Source organism: Chryseobacterium suipulveris, assembly GCF_022811685.1.
Classification (GTDB): Bacteria; Bacteroidota; Bacteroidia; order Flavobacteriales; family Weeksellaceae; genus Kaistella; species Kaistella suipulveris.
The window spans coordinates 206,229-227,315 of the sequence record NZ_CP094532.1; the positions used below are offsets into that span (position 1 = coordinate 206,229).

The window sequence follows — 21,087 nt, forward strand, 5'->3', positions numbered from 1 at the left end:
TCATTAATAAAATATAGAAAAAAAATATGCAAATTAATGATTATCAACCAATTAATTGTTTCATCGAAAAATCAATTTTTAAAATAAAGGGCTTATTATCACATAACCATCACATAAGAATTATGCCCAAAATGGAATGTAACTAGCAAATTTTCTAGATTTATTTTCTGGGTTATCCTCTTTGATTAAACCTTCTTCGATACAATCTCTAATAATTCTTGAAGCAATCGAATAGTTATGGTCTTCTATTTTGAACCTTTCTCTTAATGATTGATTCGTCATTTTTTCATTAGATACATATTTAAGACAAGCATGCTGATAACAAGCTCTTACCTTTTCCATTTTATCTAGATTATTAAGAGTTTTGTATGAATATACTGTCACCCGAGTTCTGTTTTCTGCAACAATAACATTAATTGGAGGCAATTGATAAATCTCATTGTAAAAAATGACTTTGTCCAATCCACTGCCTTTTTCTTCACAAAATCCTAATCTTCGCATTAAATCTGCTAACTTATCATTTCGCGAAAGATATGCATCAATAAACCGATCCGGCTTAACTAATGGAGTTCCCGGATTTGAGATTTCTATACGGTCAGAAAAAATTTCAATCATGGGAAATCCTTTTTCGGTTAAATCTTGGTGAATTAAAGCATTTGCAACTAGTTCGCGTATTGCAATTTCGGGATACATTCGTGATTCAGTTCGCAGAGCTCTTCCTATTTCTTCATTTGCCGGGAGTTGACTGTTTACCCAATCTAATAAACCAGAAAATCCTATGGCGTAACCTTTTACCCCTATTTGTTCTCTCTCGGTTTCAACTTTATTCTTTCCTTTGTAAACAATCACACGAATAGATTTTCTATCCACATTTTCGAAATCTTTTAGATTTTTAGCAAATAAGATTGCTCCGAGTTTGGTTATGGCATATGTTGCTTTATCTTTAACAATAAGACCTTCTTCAAGGAATTTATCCAAAACACCTTCTATTGAGGAAGGTTGGGGGATCTGCATTAAGTCGAAATAAGTTTCGGAACTCAAATATCTTAAAATATCAGCAGGGGAAAGATTCTTTTTAGATATCTCTTTCTCAAAAGCAATACTTTCTTTTTTCCATATTTTTGCCTGCTTTTCTGGAAACTCATTTAGTGAACGTGTTATGGAATTCACTCGTATGTAGGCTTTATGAAAAAATTCAACCGGTTGATTTTTTGCAGAAGGAATAATAAATATTGAAAGTTCTCTAAACTCATCATAAGCAAAATCAAAAATTTCAAAGTCTATTCTAGGATTTAATCTGGTAAGAAGCCAATGCTCTAAATCCTCATTACCTTTCTTATGTCGTTTGCCTTTAAAATCAGTTCCTTTTATTAGATGAGATTTATCCTCAATACCAAAAATCAAATACCCATACTTTTGATTATGTATACACGCCCCATTCGAAAGCGCAGATATAGTTTGCCCTATTTCTTCAGCAGAATGAAAATTATGTTTAAACTCAACCCATTCGCTTTCATTAGGCTGCTTTACAAGTTCGTTTATTAAATCTTTTAATTGCTGATTGTTCATATTATTCAACCGTTTTCCCCAAAAGTGTTCCCTGCGTATTGTCGTAGGCAAAAACGGTCACAATGTCGCCCACTTTCTGTCCCTCCAGTTTGTCGAAAACGCAGACTGCATTTTGGGAATTTCTGCCTTTCCACTGGTTTTCGTTCTTTTTGGAGGTTCCCTCGATCAGGATTTCATGGTTTCTTCCCACATAAGATTTCATCCTCATTCGCGAAAGCTCGCCCTGTAACGCAATCACCTCGCTCAATCGTCTCTGTTTCACATCGGCGGGAATATCGTCCTCCATTTTTTTGTGTGCGGGAGTTCCTGGTCTTTCCGAGTAGGCAAACATGTAGCCGTAATCGTACTCAACCTCTCTCATTAATGATAAAGTCTGTTGGTGGTCTTCTTCGGTTTCGGTGCAGAATCCAACGATCATATCCTGTGAAAAAGCAATGTCGGGAACGATTTTTTTGGCTTTTTTAATTAAGGTCAAATATTCTTCCCGAGTGTGCTGGCGGTTCATCAGCTGAAGAATCCTGTCGCTTCCACTTTGCACAGGGAGGTGGATGTATTTGCAGATGTTGTCGTGTTTCGCCATCACTTCGAAAACATCGGTGGTCATATCGTGCGGATTGGAAGTCGAGAAACGGATTCTCATTTCCGGAACCGCATTTGCCACCAAATCAAGCAACTGCGCAAAATTAACGGCGGTCGCCTTTTGCAATTCCGAGGCGTTTTTGAAATCTTTTTTCGGACCGCCTCCAAACCATAAGTATGAATCGACGTTCTGGCCAAGAAGCGTAATTTCTTTGTAGCCGCTGTTCCACAGATCTTTACATTCCTCGATGATCGAGTGGGGATCACGGCTTCTTTCGCGACCGCGGGTAAACGGAACCACGCAGAACGTACACATATTATCGCAACCGCGCGTGATCGTCACGAAAGCGGTAACTCCGTTTCCACCGAGACGAACGGGATTAATGTCTGCATAAGTTTCCTCTTTGGAGAGGATGACGTTGATGGCGTCTCTTCCGCCGTCGGTTTCTTTCAGAAGGTTTGGCAAATCTCTGTAAGCATCGGGTCCTACAACGAGGTCAACCAAATGTTCTTCTTCCAGGAATTTGGTTTTAAGCCGTTCCGCCATACAGCCGAGAACTCCCACCGTAAGGTGCGGTTTTTCCTTTTTCAAATTTTTGAATTGCGAAAGGCGCATTCTCACCGTCTGTTCCGCTTTTTCGCGAATGGAGCAGGTGTTGAGCAAAATAAGGTCTGCTTCTTCCTGCTTTAAAGTCGTGTTGTAGCCGATGTCGCTGAGAATGGATGCCACGATCTCTGAATCCGAGAAATTCATTTGGCAACCGTAGCTTTCGAGGAACAGTTTTTTGTTGTTCTGCGGTTTCTCTGCAATTGCGAAAGCTTCGCCTTGCTTGCTTTCGTCGATATATTTTTCCTGCACTTTGACTGGTTTTGAGCTTGTTTGAAATAATTTGATATGATTTGAAACGTTCAAACTACCTCAAACAAAATCAAATCACCTCAAACAAAAAGTTAGTGTGCAAAGATAGCGTTTTTTGTGACAGAATGGCAGATTAATCTTCGGGATCGGTAATTCCCTTGACGAGGAAGGTGAAGCGGTCATCAACAGGTTTCCCGTTGATTGTGGCGGGTTTGAAATGTTTCGAAAGAATATTCACGGTCATCTGAACTTCTTTGTCAAACTCATATACTCCCGAAGGTCTTGTCATCACGAAGTCTTTTACTTTACCTTCTTTTGTTACGGTAAACTCGCCCTGAATTACAAAAACATCAAACCAGTTGAACCTTCTTTTGTTGAATTTGTACACAAAATCCCTCACAAAACTGTTATTGTTCCTGCCGTTATTATAAACAGGTGAAGTGTAATTTGGGTAATAACCTTCTCGGTAATTGTTGAACAAATCGTTCGGATAAATAATGAATCTTGCAACCGCAGTTTCTGGCAATCCGTGGACTAAAGCGGGACTCCAGTTTTTCATGTATTTGGCGGTTTCCCGTGCGAGATTGTAGGCGCATTTGTTTTTGTCGACAATCTTTTCATTGACGTCTTTCACAAACTGCACCGAAGAATCCGGCATTACCACCAAAGTCAGCACATAAAGTTCATCTGGATTCGAGCATGGCTGCAGATTTTTCTCTTTGATGATATCGACAAAATCTTTGTAATAAGCTTCATAACCGCCTTTGTAGGGAGTTTGACCAGTTGGATATTTTTGCAGAATTTCCTGTGCGTTCGAAATCGCAAAGCACATCATAAAAAATAGAATCAGGTTTTTCATCATTTCAAAAATTTAATCGTGGTCATAAACTTCGGTGTTGAAATTCACGGTGTAGATATAGAACGATTTCACGGGTTGGTCATCTTTTCTCGCGGCTTCCCAATTTTTGTTGGGTCGTCTCAAAACATAATTCAGGTCGTCAATCATGGCTTGCTGATTCTTTACTTTAGGTGATACATCGACGATTTTTGCAATTCCTTTTTCATCGATGAAGAGGGTGAATTTCATCTTACCGACCACAAAATAATTTTGACTTACTGCATAATCCAATGCGCGGTTAAATTCTTTCTGCAGCTTGGTTTCACCCGGTTTGTAATACGGATCTTGGTCCCAAGTTTTGTTCTGGGAGAAGAAAAAACTTAGCGAAAAAACTGAAGAAAAGCAGAATGATTTTTTTCACCTTTAAAAGGTGTTTTAAAAGTAAAGAAAAAAAACTTTACGGATGGCCACAAAGTTTTCAAAAGTTTCCCTCAAGATTTACGAATCCGCGGTTTCTGTTACAAAATTAAGGCGGATCCTGATTTTGGAAGCGACAGGAGTCCCGTCACATTTTGATGGAGTCCATTTTTTCTTCACCTTATTAAAGGCGTAAGTTAAATCTTTGATAAAGGTTTCGCTGTTGGCAACTTTCGGGGTTACTTCAAGGTGTTTCACTTTTCCCGTCGCATCAATATCGACGTGTAGGAAGAAACTACCGTTCACCACATAAACCTGCTTATCGACATAAGCCGAAATATATTTGAAAAGTTCCCTGCTGAAAGCTGCGTCACCACCTTCATATTGAGCTCTCACAAAATTTGAATTCTCACCGCACTAATTCACCTTATAATAATCGTAAGGTTTCTTGATATCGACCCGGTAAAAACTGTTGGTTCCCTCCGAGAAAAAATATCCTTCCTGCAGATCCTCAATTTCCTGGGCGTTGAAAAATGCCGAGAAAAAAAACAGCAATAAAAACAGTCTTTTCATAACTTTGATTTAAAAGTTAAAGTTACGAAATTCACTTTAATTGAGGGTGAAATTTTACAAAACTTCAATCTGATTTTTCAGCAGATCTTCAAATTCGTCGCGTTTTCTGATGTGGTGGGCTTTTCCGTTCAGAAACAGAATTTCCGCAGGTTTTAGCCGTGAGTTGAAATTAGAACTCATCTCAAATCCGTAAGCGCCCGCATTTCTGAAAACCAAAATATCTCCTTCACGGATTTCGGTGATTTTTCGGTCCCACGCGAAAGTGTCGGTTTCGCAGATATTCCCTACCACGGTGTAGATTCTTTCAGGAGCTTTCGGATTTGAAATGTTTTCGATTTTATGGTAAGAATCGTAAAACATCGGTCGGATCAAGTGGTTGAAACCAGAATTGATTCCCGCAAAAACCGTTGCTGTCGTATGTTTGATGACATTGGTCTTTACCAAAAGATGGCCGCTTTTGCTCACTAAAAATTTTCCTGGCTCAAACCAAAGCTCAAATTTCTTGCCCGAACTTTTCGAGAAATCAGCTATTGCTTTTTCAACTTTTTTGCCGAGTTCCTTTACGTCGGTTTCCATTTCGCCGTCTTGGTACGGAACTTTGAAACCACTTCCCATATCGAGGTATTTCAGATTCGGGAAATGTTCAGCCAGTTCGAACATAATTTCCAGTCCCTGAAGAAAAACGTCTGGATCCTTGATCTCGCTTCCTGTGTGCATATGAAGTCCTTCTACATTAATCCCAGTAGTTTTCATAACTCTCTCAATATGACGGAGTTGGTGGATAGAAATTCCGAATTTGGAATCGATATGTCCTGTAGAAATCTTATAGTTTCCGCCAGCGAAAATGTGTGGATTAATTCTCACAAAAATCGGGTAGGAATCGCCGTGTTTGTTTCCGAACTGCTCAAGAATCGAGATATTGTCGATGTTGATATGTACGCCGAGTTCCATCGCTTCTTCGATTTCTGCAAGATCGACGCAGTTTGGGGTAAAAAGGATTTTCTTGGATTCGAAACCTGCTTTCAGTCCCAATTTCACCTCGTTGATGGAAACGCAGTCTAAATTTGCGCCCAAACTCTGAACGTATTTCAGGATGTTGATGTTCGAAAGCGCTTTGCACGCATAAAAAAACCGAGTGGTTTTATGGAAAGACGAAGTCAGTTTTTCGTATTGGGTCTTGATGGATTCCGCATCGTAAACGTAGGTCGGAGTACCAAATTTTTCGGCTATTTTTAATAAGTCTTTGTTAGTCACTTTAGAAAGTTTAAAGTTTGAAGTTTGAAGTTGAAGTTTGAAGTTTGAAGTTTGAAGTTTGAAGTTTGAAGTTTGAAGTTTCTCAAAGAAGTTTCCAATAATGCATTGAGTGAGTTCAAAAAACGACGTGCAAAGTTATATATTTTTTTTCTCTCAGTTGAGCAAATATGTCATTGCGAGGAAACGCCTGTCCTGAGCGAAGTCGATGGAAAGCAATCTCCATAAATGCACGACTCAATATTCTAACGGCAAAGATTTCATCTTGCCAATCATTATTTAAGTAAGCCAAGATTGCGGATAAATCCGCTGATGAAGCGACCGCTTCAGCAATCCGCTTTAGCGGAAGAACTTTGACGGCTTAAAATAAAGTGAAATTGAAAATAAACTCTGCGTTTTTTTCTCGCAGGTTTCGGAGATTACGAGGATTTTTCAGTGAAACTAACCACTTCACTTTTTTCTTTTCTTAAAGTTTGAAGTTCTAAATGTAGAATTTTTGCAATAAACCTATTTAGGAAGCGGTTGAATTTTAAAATCTCCCCGTAAAAGTCCGAGCTGTAAATCATTTGCCAAATCAAATGTCGGTGAAGTGACCTCAATTTTCAGCTGCCTGATTTTTTTTGCAGTCTGGATCTGGGTATGGAATTCATAAAAACCATAGGCGGTAATTTTCCCTTGTTCAAAGAGGATGAAGGATTTCTCGCCCAAAGTTCTGCCCGTTGAAAGCCACATTTCGTTTCGCTTCTTCAGAGAGAGTTGCTTTTTGAGCTGTTCGGGATCGGCAAACTGTTCGTTTTCATTAATGAAATTAACGGCTTTTAAACCTTGTGTAAACGACTTGAATTTCAGCAGCGGTTTTTCTTCGCGGTTGCCCGAAATCTTCTCTGCGAAATATTTTCCGTTTTTGTGGTAAAGTCCAAATGGAAGCGATTCGCGTTTTCGCAGACCTTTCGTCTTCATCATCAGTTTGGCGAGGATTGCGTTTCCGGTGAGGTCGTAACTTAAGTGTTCGGTTTCACCCTGAATTTTTTCCCAGCGTTTGGATTTGGAACTGAATACCGATTTCGAAAATTTGTTCAGATCATCAACAAAATCAGAGTAGATTATCTTCCCATCCGAGTTTTGAAAATAGATAATTCCTCTTTCTGCAGGCAAATCCTGGGTGAGGTCGCGAACTTTGTTGAGGTAAGTTTTGGAGTTGAGCTCGTCAAACTGCTGCTGGATAATCTCCGAATCTTTGTCTTTCGTTACCAGAACTTTGAACAGATCCAAAGTTGCGCGTGCGTCGCCTCCCGCTCTGTGTTGGTCGGTTAATGGAATTCCTAAGGATTTCACCAGTTTTCCCAAAGAGTAACTCTCCGCTTCGGGAATCAGTTTTTTGGCTAAAGGAATCGTGTCTAAAGTATTGATTTTGAATTCGTAACCCAATCGTTTGAATTCCTGTCGAAGCATTCTGTAATCGAAATCGATGTTGTGACCGACCAAAGTGGTGCCGTCAGTAATTTCAACGACTCTTTTTGCGATTTCGTGGAATTTCGGGGCGGTTTTAACCATTTTTGGCGAAATTTTGGTCAGTTTCTGTACAAAAGGTGTGATATCACTTTGCGGATTGACCAGCGAGATAAACTGGTCGGTAATTTCATGACCATCATATCTGTAAATCGCGATTTCAATAATGCTTTCCTTCCTGAAACCCGCTCCGTTGCTCTCTATATCGATTACTGAATACATTCTTAGTTGCTTTCGGCATTCAGCATTCTGCCTTCAACAACCAAATTACTGATTGCGAAACGCCTAAAGCTGACTGCAAAATTTTACCTTCTTTTCTTAATCCCAATCATTCCGAGAAATGCGTTGGTTGCTTCACGCACCACAATATTGGTGAAAGTCCTTCCTGCGCTTGATTTCATCACCTGCTCAAACATTCCGGGTTCCGGTTTCGTAGGTTTCACAGTTTGTTCAGGTGCTGCATTTTGCACCGCGGCTTCCATTCTGTTGGCCAACATTTCGTACGCAGATTCTTTGTTGACGGCGGTTTCGTATTTGGCAACCAACTCGGAATTAGAGGTCAGTTCGTCAACTTCTGCGGGAGTCAGAATATCCATTCTCGATTCGGGCGAGATCAAATAGGTTTGAACCAATGGCGTCGGAATTCCCTTCTCGTCGAGCGCCGTGACAAATGCTTCACCGATTCCCAGATTCTGGATGAGTTGCCCCGCATTATAATATTCGGTAATCGGATAGTTTTCGACCGCTTTGTCGATTTCTTTTCTGTCTTTTGCGGTAAATCCACGAAGCGCGTGCTGAATTTTTAAACCCAATTGCGAAAGCACATTTTCCGGTACATCCCCTGGAATTTGCGTGATGAAATAAATCCCGACTCCTTTCGAACGGATGAGTTTCACCATCGTTTCGATCTGGTTCAGAAGTGCTTTTGAAGCTTCATTAAAAATCAAATGCGCCTCATCGATAAAGAGTACGAGTTTCGGTTTTCCCGAATCTCCTTCTTCCGGGAATGTCAAATAAATTTCCGCAAAAAGCGAAAGCATAAAAGTCGAAAACAGCTGCGGTTTGTTCTGAATATCACCAACACGCAGAATATTTACGACGCCTTTGTCGCCTTCCTGTGCAAGAAGATCGTACACATCAAAACTTGGTTCGCCAAAAAACTGAGCTGCTCCCTGTTGCTCCAAAGCGACGATCGAGCGCAGAATCGCGCCAAAAGAAGCGGGTGCAATATTTCCGTAGTTCTGCGCCAGATCGGCTTTTCCGCCGTTTGCATCGGTTACGTACTGCAATACTTTTTTCAAATCGTCAAGGTCGATCAGTGGCAAACCTTTATCGTCACAATATTTAAAGACAATCGAAAGAATGCTTTGCTGCGTATCGTTCAGTTCGAGGATTTTTCCCAAAAGAATGGGTCCGAATTCGGTAACGGTTGCGCGAAGTTTCACTCCTTTTTCTCCTGAAATCGACATCAGTTCCACGGGAAAATTTTGTGGCTGAAAAGCGAATCCTGTTTTCGCATACCTTTCCTGAATAATCGCGTTTTCAACTCCAGGTTCTGCAATTCCCGAGAAATCGCCCTTTATGTCGAGAACCAGCGACGGAACTCCTGCCTTAGAAAGCTGTTCCACAAAAACCTGTAGTGTTTTGGTCTTTCCGGTTCCGGTTGCACCTGCGATCAGTCCGTGTCGGTTGATGGTTTTCAGTGGGATGGTTACGTCAACTTCGGTTACCACTTCGCCGTCGAGCATCCCTTTTCCTAATGTGATGAACTCGCCTTTTGGGGCGTATCTTGCTGAAAGTTCCTGAATGAATTTCGCTTTGTCTGCCATTTCTTGAATTTGTTTGAAAGGATAAAGATAAAAAATATTGCCGCAATTCTATGTTTTTAAAAAGAATAAAAGCCAAGAAAAAGGGTGGCGCAAATAATATCAATTCTCGAGAGATCGTTAAAAATGATGATACAATCATTGACTCTGCGATACTAAATTGTGAGTGATGAACGAAAGTCTTTGAGTTAATTTTTTTAGAAGAATTCATGCGTGCATTGACTCCGTCGAATCTTCGATTTCGTAGCAAAATTCTCGGAGGTCGAAAATCTTTCGAAAAGGTTTGTATTTTTGGCAAATGATGAAAATCATTTTTTAATTAGGATTTAAAAGTCTTAAATTTGAACAGTCAAATGAAAGGATTTTTTCTCACCATATTGTCCACACTCATTTTTATGGCAAGTTTCCAGAACTCGCTGATCTTGGTTGATTATCAAATTAACCGCGATTTCTATGAGGTTCATTGTGAAAACAAAGCGAAACCCGAAATGGATTGCCACGGAAAATGTCAGATGAAAAAGGAAAGCGAAAAAAGCACTTCACCTTTCAAGCTGCTGAAATACAGTTTCGAGTTCAACATCTTACCCAATCCACCTGTAGCGTTTAATTTCGAGAAAGTCCCTTCTTTTAGGGAATCCAATAAAATTCACGCCATCTCAAATTTCGATTTGCAGAATGGGTTTTTCATTATTCTTCCAGACCCGCCACAAGCTTAAATTTTTGATTCACTGTTTTTTCACGGAATTATCTTTCTTAAAGTTTTAAGGACTTTAATTCTTTCCTCACATTCAAAAATTTAAAAAAATGAAATTTTCAATTAAAATATTCATTGCATTTATTGCGATGTCCCTATTCTTCGTATCCTGCAGAACCACAGATGATCCTGTAACTCCACCGACAACCAACGAACTGGAAGGACTTCTTAAAGTAAAAGAATTTTCCAACGATACCCACACTATTGAACTTTACACCGTGACGGGAACGACTCAGTTAGGATTTAACCACTTGAAATTTAGGATTAAGAACAAATCCACCAATCAATACGAAAAAAATGCGACCGTAAACTGGAACCATGTAATGCACATGAATTCGATGTCACATTCGGGACCGAAATCTGCGGTTACCAAAGTTACAGCGGATGGAACTCTGTACGAAGGTTACCTCGTTTTCCAGATGCCGCAAAACACGTCAGAATATTGGGATGTGAAATTTGATTATACCATTAATGGAACTGCATATACCGCAACAACGGTGGTGGACGTTCCCGATTCTACAAAAAGACGCGTTAATTCCTTTTTGGGAAGCGACAACGCCCGATACATCGTGGCTTATATCGAACCTAGAACTCCAAAAGTGGCAGTCAACGATTGGGTAGTTGGAGCTTGGAAAATGCAGGACATGATGAATTTTCCTGTTGCAGACGGACTTACCGTGAAACTCGATCCGAGAATGCCCGGAATGGGAAATCACAGTTCGCCAAATAATGTCGATGCAAAGCAAACCGCAAACGGAGGTTTGTATTTCGGAAAGCTTTCATTGACGATGACCGGTTACTGGAAACTCAACCTGCAACTGACAAAAGCCGACGGAACCGTTCTGAAAGGTGAACCGGTTACCGATACGAATCCTGAAAGCAGTCTGTTTTTCGAAATCGAGTTCTAAGAGTTTTTCTGAAAGCAATGCCAGAAGATTTGGCATTGCTTTTCACCAAATTTTAAATCCATGAAAAAAGCCATTCCGCTGGTTTTGTTGTCAGCGTTTTATTTGAATATTTCTGCACAGGAAGTCGGTTCCGATTCTCTGAAACAATCGTCGATTCAGGAAGTAATCGTGATTGGGACCAACAATATTCCGACCAAGGAATCGAAACCGCTCGGTTCGCTTGACGAATACCTGCAGAAATCCACGAAAATCGAAATGATCAAGCGCGGCGCGTACGCATGGGAACCGCTGGTAAACAATATGGCGACCGAAAGAACCATCGTGACCATCGACGGAATGAGGATTTTCGGCGCGTGTACCGACAAGATGGATCCAGTGACTTCCTATGTTGAGGTTTCCAATTTGTCTGAAGCGGTCATCAGTTCAGGACAGGAAGGGAGTTTTCAGGGGAACTCGATCGGTGGTTCTGTGGATCTGGTCAGAAGCAAGATCGGTTTCGGTGAAAAAAAATGGAACTTTGGTGTGAATTCAGGGTTTGAGTCAGTGAACCAACAGAAGATCTTTGGAGCATCCACTGGTTACAAATCGCCGAAATTCTATACCGACGTCAACTTTATGTCGAGAGACGCCGAGAATTACAAATCGGGAAAAAATATCGAGATCCCGTTTTCCCAATTTAGAAAGTTTAATGTTTCGGGAACTTCCGGTGTAAAACTCAGTAGCAACAAAATCCTCGAAGCATCAGTGATTTACGACAAAGCCACGGATGTCGGTTATCCTGCATTGCCAATGGACGTTTCAATTGCAGAAGCATTGATTGGCTCGCTGAAATTTCAGCTGATCCCGACATCGAATTATATCACCAACTGGGAAACCAAAATTTACTACAACAACATCACCCACAGAATGGACGACACGACACGTCCCGCTGTTCCGATCCATATGGATATGCCGGGTTGGAGTACAACTTTCGGGTATTATTCCCAACTTTTTGCAGAAATTCCCGACCATCATTTTACAATGAATCTGAACGGATTTTCTAATCTTTCGACTGCCGAAATGACGATGTATCCTGCAAATTCTAATGAAAAGCTGATGTTTATGTACACGTGGCCACAAGTTCGAACACTTTTTCAGGGAATTTTCTTGGAGGATCATTTTTTGGTCACCTCGAAAGCTTCGGTGCAACTTTCGGGATCGCTCGGTTTTCATTCCAATAAAGTGGAAAGTGAATTTGGTTTGAACAGCTTGCAGATTTTCTACCCCGAAATGGAAGCGCAGAAAAACCGTCTGCTCAAAAGCATTTCCGCGAAATACCATTATGAGAATAATCAACTTGAATTCGGTTTCGGAGGTGGTTACGGAGACAGAGCGCCCTCGGTTTCCGAAGGGTACGGATTTTACCTTTTCAATAGTTTTGAGAAGTATGATTATGTCGGTAATCCCAATATGAAAAACGAATCTTCTTTGGAGGCCAATGTACATTTCGGGATTAACCGGGAGAAATTTTCTGCCAAATTATCATCGACCTATTTCCATATTTCAAACTATATCGTAGGAAAAATCATGGATGGACTCGCTCCAATGACGATCGGCGCACACGGCGTGAAAAAATACGACGCGTTAGATTATGCTTCGATTCTAAATATCGGTTTTGATTCGCAGGTGCAGCTTTTCCCATTTCTGAAATGGAATTCCCAACTCAAGTATGCGCGCGGAAAAGACTTTGAGAACAAGAATCTTCCTTTTATGAGTCCGTTCAGCTACAGGTCGGCTTTGCAATATTACAAAAACAGGTTGTCGTCGGAAGTTTCGGTTTTTGGGAACACGCGTTATCGTGATTTTGCGGCGATCTATGGCGAATCTGAAACTCCAGACTTTACCGTTTTCAATGCGAATGTCGGTTATCAGTTCAATTTCGACAGGATGAAAATTTTAACCAAAATCGGTGCGGAGAATATTTTCGACAGATATTACATCACCTATTCCGACTGGAACAAAATTCCGCGACCTGGAAGAAATCTTTTTGTGAATATTAATGTGAATTTCTAAAATCTTCGAGTTTTAATCATTTTAATAAGAACTGGCTTGTCAAAATAAATCAGCTGCGGAAAGTCATCATTTCCAGAAAAAATCAATGAGTTTTTTTCATTAAATTTGTTAACATACAAAGAGAATATTATGAAACGGAATCAAATTATCAACGAGATTATAGAGAAGCAGAAAGCGGTGATACAAAACCTCTTGGCGACTATAAAAGAATACAGAACTGCCGCAGATATGGATGAGGAAAGCACCCACGATGCCGAAGATTATTCGCACGTAAGTCAGGCGAAAGATATGCAGCTGCGCTACGAAAAAATGTTGGCGGAAGCTGAGCAAAACCTTGCCTTCCTGGAAATTGAGAAAAAGATGTCCCACCCCGAAATCGAAAACGGCGCGGTGATTGAAACCGATAAGAATATTTTGTTTGTGGGAATTGCCGTTCCTGCGTTCCAATTGGGCGACAAAGACGTGATCTCCTTTTCCGAGGAAGCACCGATTTTTGGAAAGTTAAAGGGAAAGAAAGTTGGCGAAACCGTGAAGATTGGCGACAAAACCCATGAAATTCTGGCATTTGGCTAAAGTAAACCTCGCCGATAATCTGTGTAACTTTGGTCACGGTATGGTTTCGGAATAAGGTTTAACTTTGCTGAAAATTATGGAAATCATAGGCTATCTTTCTGCAATAATCATCGGTCTCGTTATGGGACTGATCGGTGGTGGCGGAAGTATTCTGAGTGTTCCGATTTTCGTTTACATCTTCGGATTCGACGCGGTTACTGCAACTGCGCTTTCGCTTTTTGTGGTGGGAGTCACGAGTTTGGTGGGAACTACAGGTTTTATCCGGCAAGGTTTGGTGGATTTCCGCACGGCGTTTACTTTTGGGATTCCCTCGATTTTAGGGGTGATTTTTTCACGTCGGTTGGTATTGCCGAATCTTCCGCATTACATCATTCACCGGTGGGGAATTACTTTGACGAAAGACATGTTCCTGCTGTTGCTGTTCTCGATTTTGATGCTGATTGCGGCATTCAAAATGATCCGAAAAAACGACCGTCCAAGACTGAGAAAGAACCACGAAAACAACTACACCATTCTGATTTCGCAGGGACTTTTGGTCGGGATTATTACTGGACTGATCGGAGCTGGAGGCGGATTTTTAATTGTTCCAGCTTTGGTAATGCTCCTCGGTCTGAATATGAAACGAGCCATCGCGACCTCACTCTTTATCATTTCGATGAATTCCATTTTGGGATTTGTGAGCACAATGCAGATGGTGGGTCACGACTGGAATTTCCTTCTGATTTTCAGTGCGCTTTCCATTGTGGGGATTTTTGTCGGAATCGGAATCTCAAAGAAAATGGACGGCAGAAAACTGAAACCCCTTTTCGGCTATATCGTATTGGCGATGGGGATTTTCATCATTATTAAAGAATTATTTTTAAACCAATATACGTAGATATGAAAAACTTATTTGTAATTGTTTTGTCGGTTTTCCTTCTGAATGCGTGCAAGAAACAGGAAACAAGCGGTCAGGAATCCAGCGAAGTTTCGGCGAAAGGTTCGGGAGAAGTTGGTCTTGAACAAAAACCAGTCGTTTTGAAAAGCGATACCGGAGAAGAAATTTCGGTTACCTATTATGCTGAAGGAGGAGTAGTTGCAGTAAAACTTCAGAAAGCAGGAGAAAGTGAGCAGAAATTAAATGCAAAAACGACGAATGCTAAAGGAAACCCAATCTTTACCAGTGAAGAAATCATGTGGGAAATGACCAACGACGGAACTGCAGGGAAACTCACCGATAAAGCCGGAAACGCCGTTGATTACAGAAATACGGATCATTGATAGTTTCAATCATAAAAGTTAAAATCAATATATAAAAGGTATAATTATTGCCGAACTTTGTGTCGGTATTTAAATGAAAATAATGAAAGTAGAACAAATATATACAGGTTGTCTCGCACAGGGAGCGTACTATATCGTCTCCGAAAATGAGGCGGCAATTATCGATCCTTTAAGGGAAACAAAACCTTACACCGACCGTCTTGAGAAGGACAATGTAAAACTCAAGTATATTTTCGAAACCCATTTCCATGCGGATTTTGTTTCGGGACACGTAGATCTTTCCAAAAAAACCGGAGCACCGATTGTGTACGGACCAACCGCAAAACCTGAGTTCGACGCGATTATTGCGGAAGACAACCAGGTTTTTGAAATCGGAAAAATCAAGATCAAAGTGCTTCACACTCCCGGTCACACAATGGAAAGCGCAACTTACCTGCTCATCGATGAAGACGGGAAAGAAACCGCAATTTTCAGTGGCGATACGCTGTTTCTCGGTGATGTGGGAAGACCCGATTTGGCGCAGAAAGCTGCCAATATGACCCAAGAAGAACTGGCAGGAATTCTGTATGAAAGTTTGCAGAACAAGATTATGCCGCTTTCCGATGAAATCACGGTTTATCCTGCACACGGAGCGGGTTCTGCGTGTGGAAAAAACATGCAGAAGGAAACGGTCGATACTTTAGGGAACCAGAAAAAAACCAATTACGCACTTAATCAACCGAATAAAGAATCATTTGTGAGAGAAGTTCTGGACGGACTTTCTGCGCCGCCGAAATATTTCGAAATGAATGTCGCGATGAACAAGGGGGGCTACGAAAATTTCGAGACCGTGCTGAAAAAAGGAAACCAGCCAATCGAAGTTGAAGATTTTGAGAATGTTGCCGAAGATTCCGGAGCGCTGATTTTGGACACGAGAAGTGCGGCAGATTTCCACAAAGGTTTCGTTCCGAATTCCATTAATATTGGATTAAAAGGTGATTTTGCACCGTGGGTTGGAGCAATGATTGTTGATGTACAGCAACCTATTTTGCTCGTGACCGACGAAGGTGCGGAAGAGGAGGCGATCACACGACTTTCCAGAGTTGGATTTGACAATGTGCTCGGATTCCTGAAAGGCGGTTTTGAAAACTGGAAAAATTCTGGGAAAGAAATTGACCAAATCAATAGAATTACCGCTGCAGAATTTGCTGAAAAGTTTGGTGAAAACTCCAAAGTAATCGACGTGAGAAAAAATTCGGAATACGCCGCATCACACGTGAACGACGCGTTTAGCCGACCTCTTTCCGAAATCAACGATTGGGCGAATTCCATTAATGATGGTGAACATTTCTTCATCCATTGTGCGGGTGGATACAGAAGTATGATCGCTGCAAGTATTCTGAATTCAAGAGGAACCCGAAATTTTTCTGAGATTGAGGGTGGCTTTAATGCGATTAAAGGAACGTCGGTTCCACAAAGTGATTTCGTGTGTCAAAGTAAAACAATGCCGTCATGAAAAGCAGCATTCTTTTTAGTTTAATGGTGGTTTCAACCCTATTAATTTCGTGTAAAACTGCATTTACAACAACAGAGCAACCAAGACCGAACATGGTGGAATTGGTCAACAATCCCGAAACAACCATCGTCGATGTGAGAATACCGGGTGAGTTTGAGCAGAGCACCGCAAAAAATGCTGTAAATATTCCATTGGCAGAAATTGAAAATAATCTGGATTTTTTCAGAAAGCAAAAACAAACTGTCCTTTTCTGCAACCGAGGAATTCAGGCGCAACAGGCAATTGATATTTTAAGAAAACATGGTATTGAAAACGTCTATTCCGGAAAAACGCTGGATAATGTAAATGCCATTCAACAAAAGAAATAATGAAAGATTTTATTAATAAATACCGTTTCGGAATCGTTGGAGTTATGGTGGGTGGAATCTTGGGTTACGCCTATTATCACTTCATCGGTTGCAACACGGGAAGCTGTGCGATTACCTCAAAACCCGTCAATTCGTCGCTTTACGGAATGTTTATGGGTTACCTGCTTTTCAGTATGTTTGAAAGTCCAAAGAAAAACAAAGAGAATGCTTAACTTTCTTAAAAAACTGTTTACCGGAAAATCGGTCGACTACAAAGAGCTAATCCAAAATGGAGCCCAGATTGTCGATGTGCGCACCAAAGCGGAGTTTGCAGGTGGACACATCCGAAACTCGAAAAATATCCCGCTTCAGGATTTGCGTAGCCAAATGAAAAAGCTCGACCAGAAAAAACCTGTAATTACGTGCTGTGCAAGCGGAATGAGAAGTGCTTCGGCGAAATCTATTTTAATGGAGAACGGTTTCGAAGTGTATAATGGCGGCGGTTGGAGCTCGCTTCAAAACAAACTGAACTCATGAAAACACTTTTTCAAAACTGGAATCTGAGAAGGACTTTCTATTTGATTGGAGGGGTTTTCTTCGTGTTGGTCGCCGTAAACGACAGAGTGTGGTGGATGATTCCGTTCGGACTGTACTTTGTCGCAATGGCGGTTTTTCAGTTCGGATGCGCTTCCGGTAACTGCGAAATTCCTACAGAAAAAAACAATAGTGAATCTACATGAAACTTGAAACTTGAAACCTGAAACAGAACTTAAAACCTCAAACTTAAAACTTCAAACCTCCGATATGTCCCAAAAATTCAAAGAACTCATCAATTCCGAAAGACCAGTGTTAATCGACTTTTTTGCAACGTGGTGCGGTCCGTGTAAAGTGCAGTCTTCGGTATTAACAACGGTGAAGGAAAATGTTGGCGAACTTGCCAGAATCGTCAAAATTGACGTGGATCAGTTTCCGGCAATCGCTGCGGAATACGGAGTTCGCGGTGTTCCCACTTTAGCGGTTTTCAAAAACGGAGACCTGTTGTGGAAAGAAAGCGGCGTTCACGACGTGAATACCTTGACGAATCTGCTGAAGAGTTTTGCCAATTAATCTTCAATTCTAAAGCGATCCCGGTCATTCAAAAACTGGAATTTTTCACGGAATTTCTGTAGTTTTTCCAAATCCCATTCTATCGAAACAACGTCGTTTTTCACCTCGGAGACAACGCTTCCGTCAGCAAAAAAACAATAGGAACTTTCGGGGTAGTTTAAATTATTTCCATCGGTACCGATTCGGTTCAAGCCAAAAACGTAGGATAGATTCTCGATGGCTCTCGCTTTTAACAAAGTTTTCCAGGCATCGATTCTTGTTTCCGGCCAGTTTGCGACGTATAGAATTGCGTCGTAATCATCATTATTTCTCGCAAAAACCGGGAAGCGCAAATCGTAGCAAACCTGCAGCAGAATCCGCCATCCTTTGTAATTCATGATGGTTTTTTCTTTTCCCGGAGTGTACACTTTATCTTCACCGGAATACGAAAACAGGTGTCTTTTGTCGTAGTAGTGGTAAGTTCCGTCGGGTTCCACGAAATAGAATCGGTTAAGGAATCTTCCATTTTCTTCAATCGATGCACTTCCGCAAACCGCGGCATTTTTCTTTTGGGCAAATGTTTTCAGCCAGTTCAGCGACTCCTGGTTTCGGTCGGCAACTTCTTGCGGTTCCATACAGAAACCTGTGGAAAACATTTCGGGTAGCACGAAAATGTCGGCAACTTCATCATTAAAAGCGGTTTCGATAATTTCGAAATTCTCATTTTTCTTTTTCCATTGGATGTTGAGGTTCAGACCTTTGATGACCAGATTATTCATTTTACCTTTATTGAAGCGTTGATAAGCATACGAAATTACGGAAAATATGCGTTAATATAAACGTGATCCAAAAACAAATGAATTAAGTTCCCTATCGTGTACTGGTATCTTTGTGTATCTTAAATAAGCGATAGCGCCTTGGTTTATCTAATTAAATGAAGCAAAATGTTAATTATGCTTTGTCTGGCTTTGCGAGTATTATTTCTCGCAATGTTCGCAAAGAAATATTATTTTCTATGTTCAAATTTTTTAAGCTATACAACGGCACTTCGTTTAACAATGCTACACAATGTTTTAATAAAAATAGGATTTTAGACGGGGATTAGTTTGCCCTAAATGTACAACAGAAATAAATTGTAAAATATGAAAAGGATTATTGTAATTGTGATGTTAATGCTATTCAGCGGCGGAATTTCTGCACAGGCGTGGAACGGGAAAGGAGACCAGAAAGTTCAGCTGGGAATGAATTTGTGGGGATACGGAACGGGAATTACCGCGACTTATGATTATGGGATTACGAATCTGATTTCGTTGGGAGCGGGTCTGAATTTCTATTTCGACGGATACCGAAACAACGACATCGGAAATAATGTCTTCGCTTTCGGACGCGTGAATTTTCACTTGAAAGAAGCGCTGCAGCTTCCCGATCAATGGGATATTTATCCCGGAGTAAATCTCGGAGTTCTCGGCAGGGATTTCGGTTTGGGAGTGCATCTCGGTGCAAGATATTTCTTTACCCAGAATTGGGGCGCGTTCGCCGAAGTCGGAAACAACGGAAGTTTGGGAGTGTCCTACAATTTCTAAGTAAAACAAAGTCCATATTTCATTTAAGCGAAATTCGTCTCGGAAATTTTCTTTACCCAGTCCCTAAAGGGAGGAAAATTTCCTTCAAAATAAACCTGAATTTGCTCCTTTTAGGGTCGGGGTAATCAAATTTAGGTTTATTTTGAAACTTTAAACAAGCTCTTAATGACAAAAGGTTCTCAAATCGGGGACCTTTTTGTTTGGCATGCTTTTGATAATTCGTATCTTCGCAAATCTTTATTTATCAATAATATTCAATGACATTAATACAGTTATTCCAGTTCATTTTGAGCATCTCGATCCTTGTGATCCTTCATGAACTCGGGCATTTTATTCCAGCAAAATATTTCAAGACAAAAGTCGAAAAATTCTACCTCTTTTTTGATCCCTGGTTTTCTATCGTAAAGAAAAAAATCGGCGATACCGAATACGGAATCGGTTGGCTTCCTTTCGGCGGTTACGTGAAAATCGCAGGAATGGTTGACGAAAGCATGGACACCGAACAGCTCAAGAAACCCGCTGAACCTTGGGAATTCCGTAGCAAACCAGCTTGGCAAAGGTTGATCATTATGTTGGGTGGTGTTACCGTAAATTTCTTTTTGGCGTGGTTTATTTATTCGTCATTAAGTTATTTTAAAGGGGAGAGCTTCCACGATAATTCTAAATTCGAGAATGGAGTGGCGGTTTCCGATGCGGGTAAAAAAATGGGATTACAACCGGGAGACAAGATCCTTAAAATCGACGGTAAACCCGCTGAAAGAATGGAAACTTCCACCATCAATATGCTATTTGCAAACGAGGCGACCGTTCTTCGTGACGGAAAGGAAGTGACTTTCCCAATCAATGAAGATGGTGTAGCGGAAGTTTTAGCACAAAGCGAGGCGAAAGCTTATTTCGGGCCACGTTTTCCTGCGGTGATCGACAGTTTGCTTCCCAACGGAACCGCAAAAGCTGCCGGTTTAATTAAAGGTGATAAAATTGTTGGGATTAATGGAAAGCCGGTTCAGTACTTCGACCAGCTGTCGGATGAACTTTCCAAATTTAAGAATCAGAACATTTCTTTAGATATTGAAAGAAACAATACGCCGCAGAAAATTGAGGTGAAAGTTGACGATAAAGGCAAATTGGGTTTTTCCACCGATACCGATGTTGCACAAAAGGAGTTTGAAAAAACGCAAGTCACCAAAAACTATTCCCTGCTTGAAGCAATTCCGAGAGGTTTCCAAAGGACTATCGATGTTCTGACGATGCAGGTGAAGCAGTTCAAGATCGTGTTCAACAGCAAAACGCAGGGTTACAAAAAAGTTTCCGGACCGATCGGGATCATCAAGCAGATGCCTGAAACAATCAACTGGGAATTTTTCTGGAGTTTCACCGCGATGTTCTCGGTATGGCTCGCTTTCCTAAACTTAATCCCGATTCCGGGACTTGATGGCGGTCACGTGATGTTTACGCTATGGGAAATTATCACGGGGAAACCTGTTCCGCAGAAAGTATTGGAGCATGCGCAGATGATCGGCGTTATTTTCCTTTTGGGATTAATGGTACTGATCTTCGGAAACGACATCGTAAAATGGATTACCGGAAAATTTTAGAAATTTTCTAAAA

General features: G+C 40.9%; 24 protein-coding genes. 14 read left to right on the top strand and 10 right to left on the bottom strand.

All coding sequences use genetic code 11. The annotated features are described in order from the left end of the window. Window positions 1–120: 120 nt before the first annotated feature. The 9 genes from MTP09_RS01085 to MTP09_RS01125 all read right to left on the bottom strand — a co-directional run bounded on the left by MTP09_RS01085 (window position 121) and on the right by MTP09_RS01125 (window position 9,424). Window positions 121–1,569 (bottom strand): RNA-binding domain-containing protein, encoded by a 1,449-nt coding sequence (locus MTP09_RS01085; protein WP_243549850.1) that lies wholly within the window; start codon window positions 1,567–1,569, stop codon window positions 121–123. A 1-nt stretch (window position 1,570) separates the two neighbouring features. Next, entirely contained in the window at window positions 1,571–3,007 is a 1,437-nt protein-coding gene (gene miaB / locus MTP09_RS01090) for a tRNA (N6-isopentenyl adenosine(37)-C2)-methylthiotransferase MiaB (protein WP_243549852.1), read from the bottom strand. Between the two features lie 133 nt (window positions 3,008–3,140). After that, complete coding sequence (locus MTP09_RS01095) at window positions 3,141–3,869, bottom strand: energy transducer TonB (RefSeq protein WP_243549854.1); 729 nt, start codon at window positions 3,867–3,869, stop codon at window positions 3,141–3,143. A 9-nt stretch (window positions 3,870–3,878) separates the two neighbouring features. Beyond that, window positions 3,879–4,094 carry a hypothetical protein gene (locus tag MTP09_RS01100; RefSeq protein WP_243549856.1) on the bottom strand — a complete coding sequence of 72 codons (216 nt, stop codon included), beginning with the start codon at window positions 4,092–4,094 and terminating at the stop codon, window positions 3,879–3,881. Window positions 4,095–4,343: 249 nt separating this feature from the next. Further along, entirely contained in the window at window positions 4,344–4,658 is a 315-nt protein-coding gene (locus MTP09_RS01105) for an energy transducer TonB (protein WP_243549858.1), read from the bottom strand. 21 nt (window positions 4,659–4,679) lie between these two features. Beyond that, the gene (locus MTP09_RS01110; RefSeq protein WP_243549860.1) at window positions 4,680–4,835 is read right to left on the bottom strand and encodes a hypothetical protein; all 156 of its coding nucleotides are present in this window, start codon (window positions 4,833–4,835) and stop codon (window positions 4,680–4,682) included. A 54-nt stretch (window positions 4,836–4,889) separates the two neighbouring features. Then, the gene (gene lysA, locus MTP09_RS01115) at window positions 4,890–6,089 is read right to left on the bottom strand and encodes a diaminopimelate decarboxylase (RefSeq protein ID WP_243549861.1); all 1,200 of its coding nucleotides are present in this window, start codon (window positions 6,087–6,089) and stop codon (window positions 4,890–4,892) included. Between the two features lie 504 nt (window positions 6,090–6,593). Continuing rightward, complete coding sequence (locus MTP09_RS01120; protein ID WP_243549863.1) at window positions 6,594–7,817, bottom strand: 3'-5' exonuclease; 1,224 nt, start codon at window positions 7,815–7,817, stop codon at window positions 6,594–6,596. Window positions 7,818–7,900: 83 nt separating this feature from the next. Further along, window positions 7,901–9,424, bottom strand: coding sequence for a helicase HerA-like domain-containing protein (locus MTP09_RS01125; protein ID WP_243549865.1), 1,524 nt, complete (start codon window positions 9,422–9,424; stop codon window positions 7,901–7,903). A gap of 350 nt (window positions 9,425–9,774) precedes the next feature. Between MTP09_RS01125 and MTP09_RS01130 the strand changes: the two genes are divergently transcribed. From MTP09_RS01130 to MTP09_RS01185, 12 genes are all read left to right on the top strand, one after another. After that, the gene (locus tag MTP09_RS01130; protein WP_243549867.1) at window positions 9,775–10,137 is read left to right on the top strand and encodes a hypothetical protein; all 363 of its coding nucleotides are present in this window, start codon (window positions 9,775–9,777) and stop codon (window positions 10,135–10,137) included. 88 nt (window positions 10,138–10,225) lie between these two features. Continuing rightward, the gene (locus MTP09_RS01135; RefSeq protein ID WP_243549869.1) at window positions 10,226–11,083 is read left to right on the top strand and encodes a hypothetical protein; all 858 of its coding nucleotides are present in this window, start codon (window positions 10,226–10,228) and stop codon (window positions 11,081–11,083) included. Window positions 11,084–11,143: 60 nt separating this feature from the next. Beyond that, complete coding sequence (locus MTP09_RS01140; protein WP_243549870.1) at window positions 11,144–13,135, top strand: TonB-dependent receptor plug domain-containing protein; 1,992 nt, start codon at window positions 11,144–11,146, stop codon at window positions 13,133–13,135. Window positions 13,136–13,264: 129 nt separating this feature from the next. Continuing rightward, entirely contained in the window at window positions 13,265–13,708 is a 444-nt protein-coding gene (locus MTP09_RS01145) for a hypothetical protein (protein ID WP_243549872.1), read from the top strand. Window positions 13,709–13,784: 76 nt separating this feature from the next. Beyond that, window positions 13,785–14,585 carry a sulfite exporter TauE/SafE family protein gene (locus MTP09_RS01150; RefSeq protein ID WP_243549874.1) on the top strand — a complete coding sequence of 267 codons (801 nt, stop codon included), beginning with the start codon at window positions 13,785–13,787 and terminating at the stop codon, window positions 14,583–14,585. A 2-nt stretch (window positions 14,586–14,587) separates the two neighbouring features. Continuing rightward, complete coding sequence (locus MTP09_RS01155) at window positions 14,588–14,968, top strand: hypothetical protein (RefSeq protein ID WP_243549876.1); 381 nt, start codon at window positions 14,588–14,590, stop codon at window positions 14,966–14,968. Between the two features lie 82 nt (window positions 14,969–15,050). Next, window positions 15,051–16,463, top strand: coding sequence for an MBL fold metallo-hydrolase (locus MTP09_RS01160; RefSeq protein ID WP_243549878.1), 1,413 nt, complete (start codon window positions 15,051–15,053; stop codon window positions 16,461–16,463). Then, window positions 16,460–16,831 carry a rhodanese-like domain-containing protein gene (locus tag MTP09_RS01165; protein WP_243549880.1) on the top strand — a complete coding sequence of 124 codons (372 nt, stop codon included), beginning with the start codon at window positions 16,460–16,462 and terminating at the stop codon, window positions 16,829–16,831. Before MTP09_RS01160 ends, MTP09_RS01165 begins: the two co-directional genes overlap by 4 nt. Further along, window positions 16,831–17,043: a DUF6132 family protein gene (locus tag MTP09_RS01170; RefSeq protein WP_243549882.1), complete on the top strand. Its 213-nt coding sequence runs from the start codon at window positions 16,831–16,833 to the stop codon at window positions 17,041–17,043. Before MTP09_RS01165 ends, MTP09_RS01170 begins: the two co-directional genes overlap by 1 nt. After that, complete coding sequence (locus MTP09_RS01175; RefSeq protein WP_243549884.1) at window positions 17,036–17,347, top strand: rhodanese-like domain-containing protein; 312 nt, start codon at window positions 17,036–17,038, stop codon at window positions 17,345–17,347. Before MTP09_RS01170 ends, MTP09_RS01175 begins: the two co-directional genes overlap by 8 nt. Further along, window positions 17,344–17,550, top strand: a complete 207-nt coding sequence (locus MTP09_RS01180; RefSeq protein WP_243549886.1) for a hypothetical protein — start codon at window positions 17,344–17,346, stop codon at window positions 17,548–17,550. Before MTP09_RS01175 ends, MTP09_RS01180 begins: the two co-directional genes overlap by 4 nt. A 64-nt stretch (window positions 17,551–17,614) precedes the next feature. After that, complete coding sequence (locus MTP09_RS01185) at window positions 17,615–17,917, top strand: thioredoxin family protein (protein ID WP_243549888.1); 303 nt, start codon at window positions 17,615–17,617, stop codon at window positions 17,915–17,917. On the opposite strand, the gene MTP09_RS01190 is transcribed toward MTP09_RS01185, so the two are convergent. Further along, a complete protein-coding gene (locus tag MTP09_RS01190) occupies window positions 17,914–18,675 on the bottom strand; it encodes an amidohydrolase (protein ID WP_243549890.1) in 762 nt (253 codons plus the stop codon). The genes MTP09_RS01185 and MTP09_RS01190 overlap by 4 nt on opposite strands. A gap of 363 nt (window positions 18,676–19,038) precedes the next feature. Between MTP09_RS01190 and MTP09_RS01195 the strand changes: the two genes are divergently transcribed. Continuing rightward, the gene (locus tag MTP09_RS01195; protein ID WP_243549892.1) at window positions 19,039–19,479 is read left to right on the top strand and encodes a DUF6646 family protein; all 441 of its coding nucleotides are present in this window, start codon (window positions 19,039–19,041) and stop codon (window positions 19,477–19,479) included. Window positions 19,480–19,736: 257 nt separating this feature from the next. Continuing rightward, on the top strand, window positions 19,737–21,074 hold the full coding sequence (rseP, locus tag MTP09_RS01200; protein WP_243549894.1) for an RIP metalloprotease RseP: 1,338 nt from the start codon (window positions 19,737–19,739) through the stop codon (window positions 21,072–21,074). Window positions 21,075–21,087 lie beyond the last annotated feature (13 nt).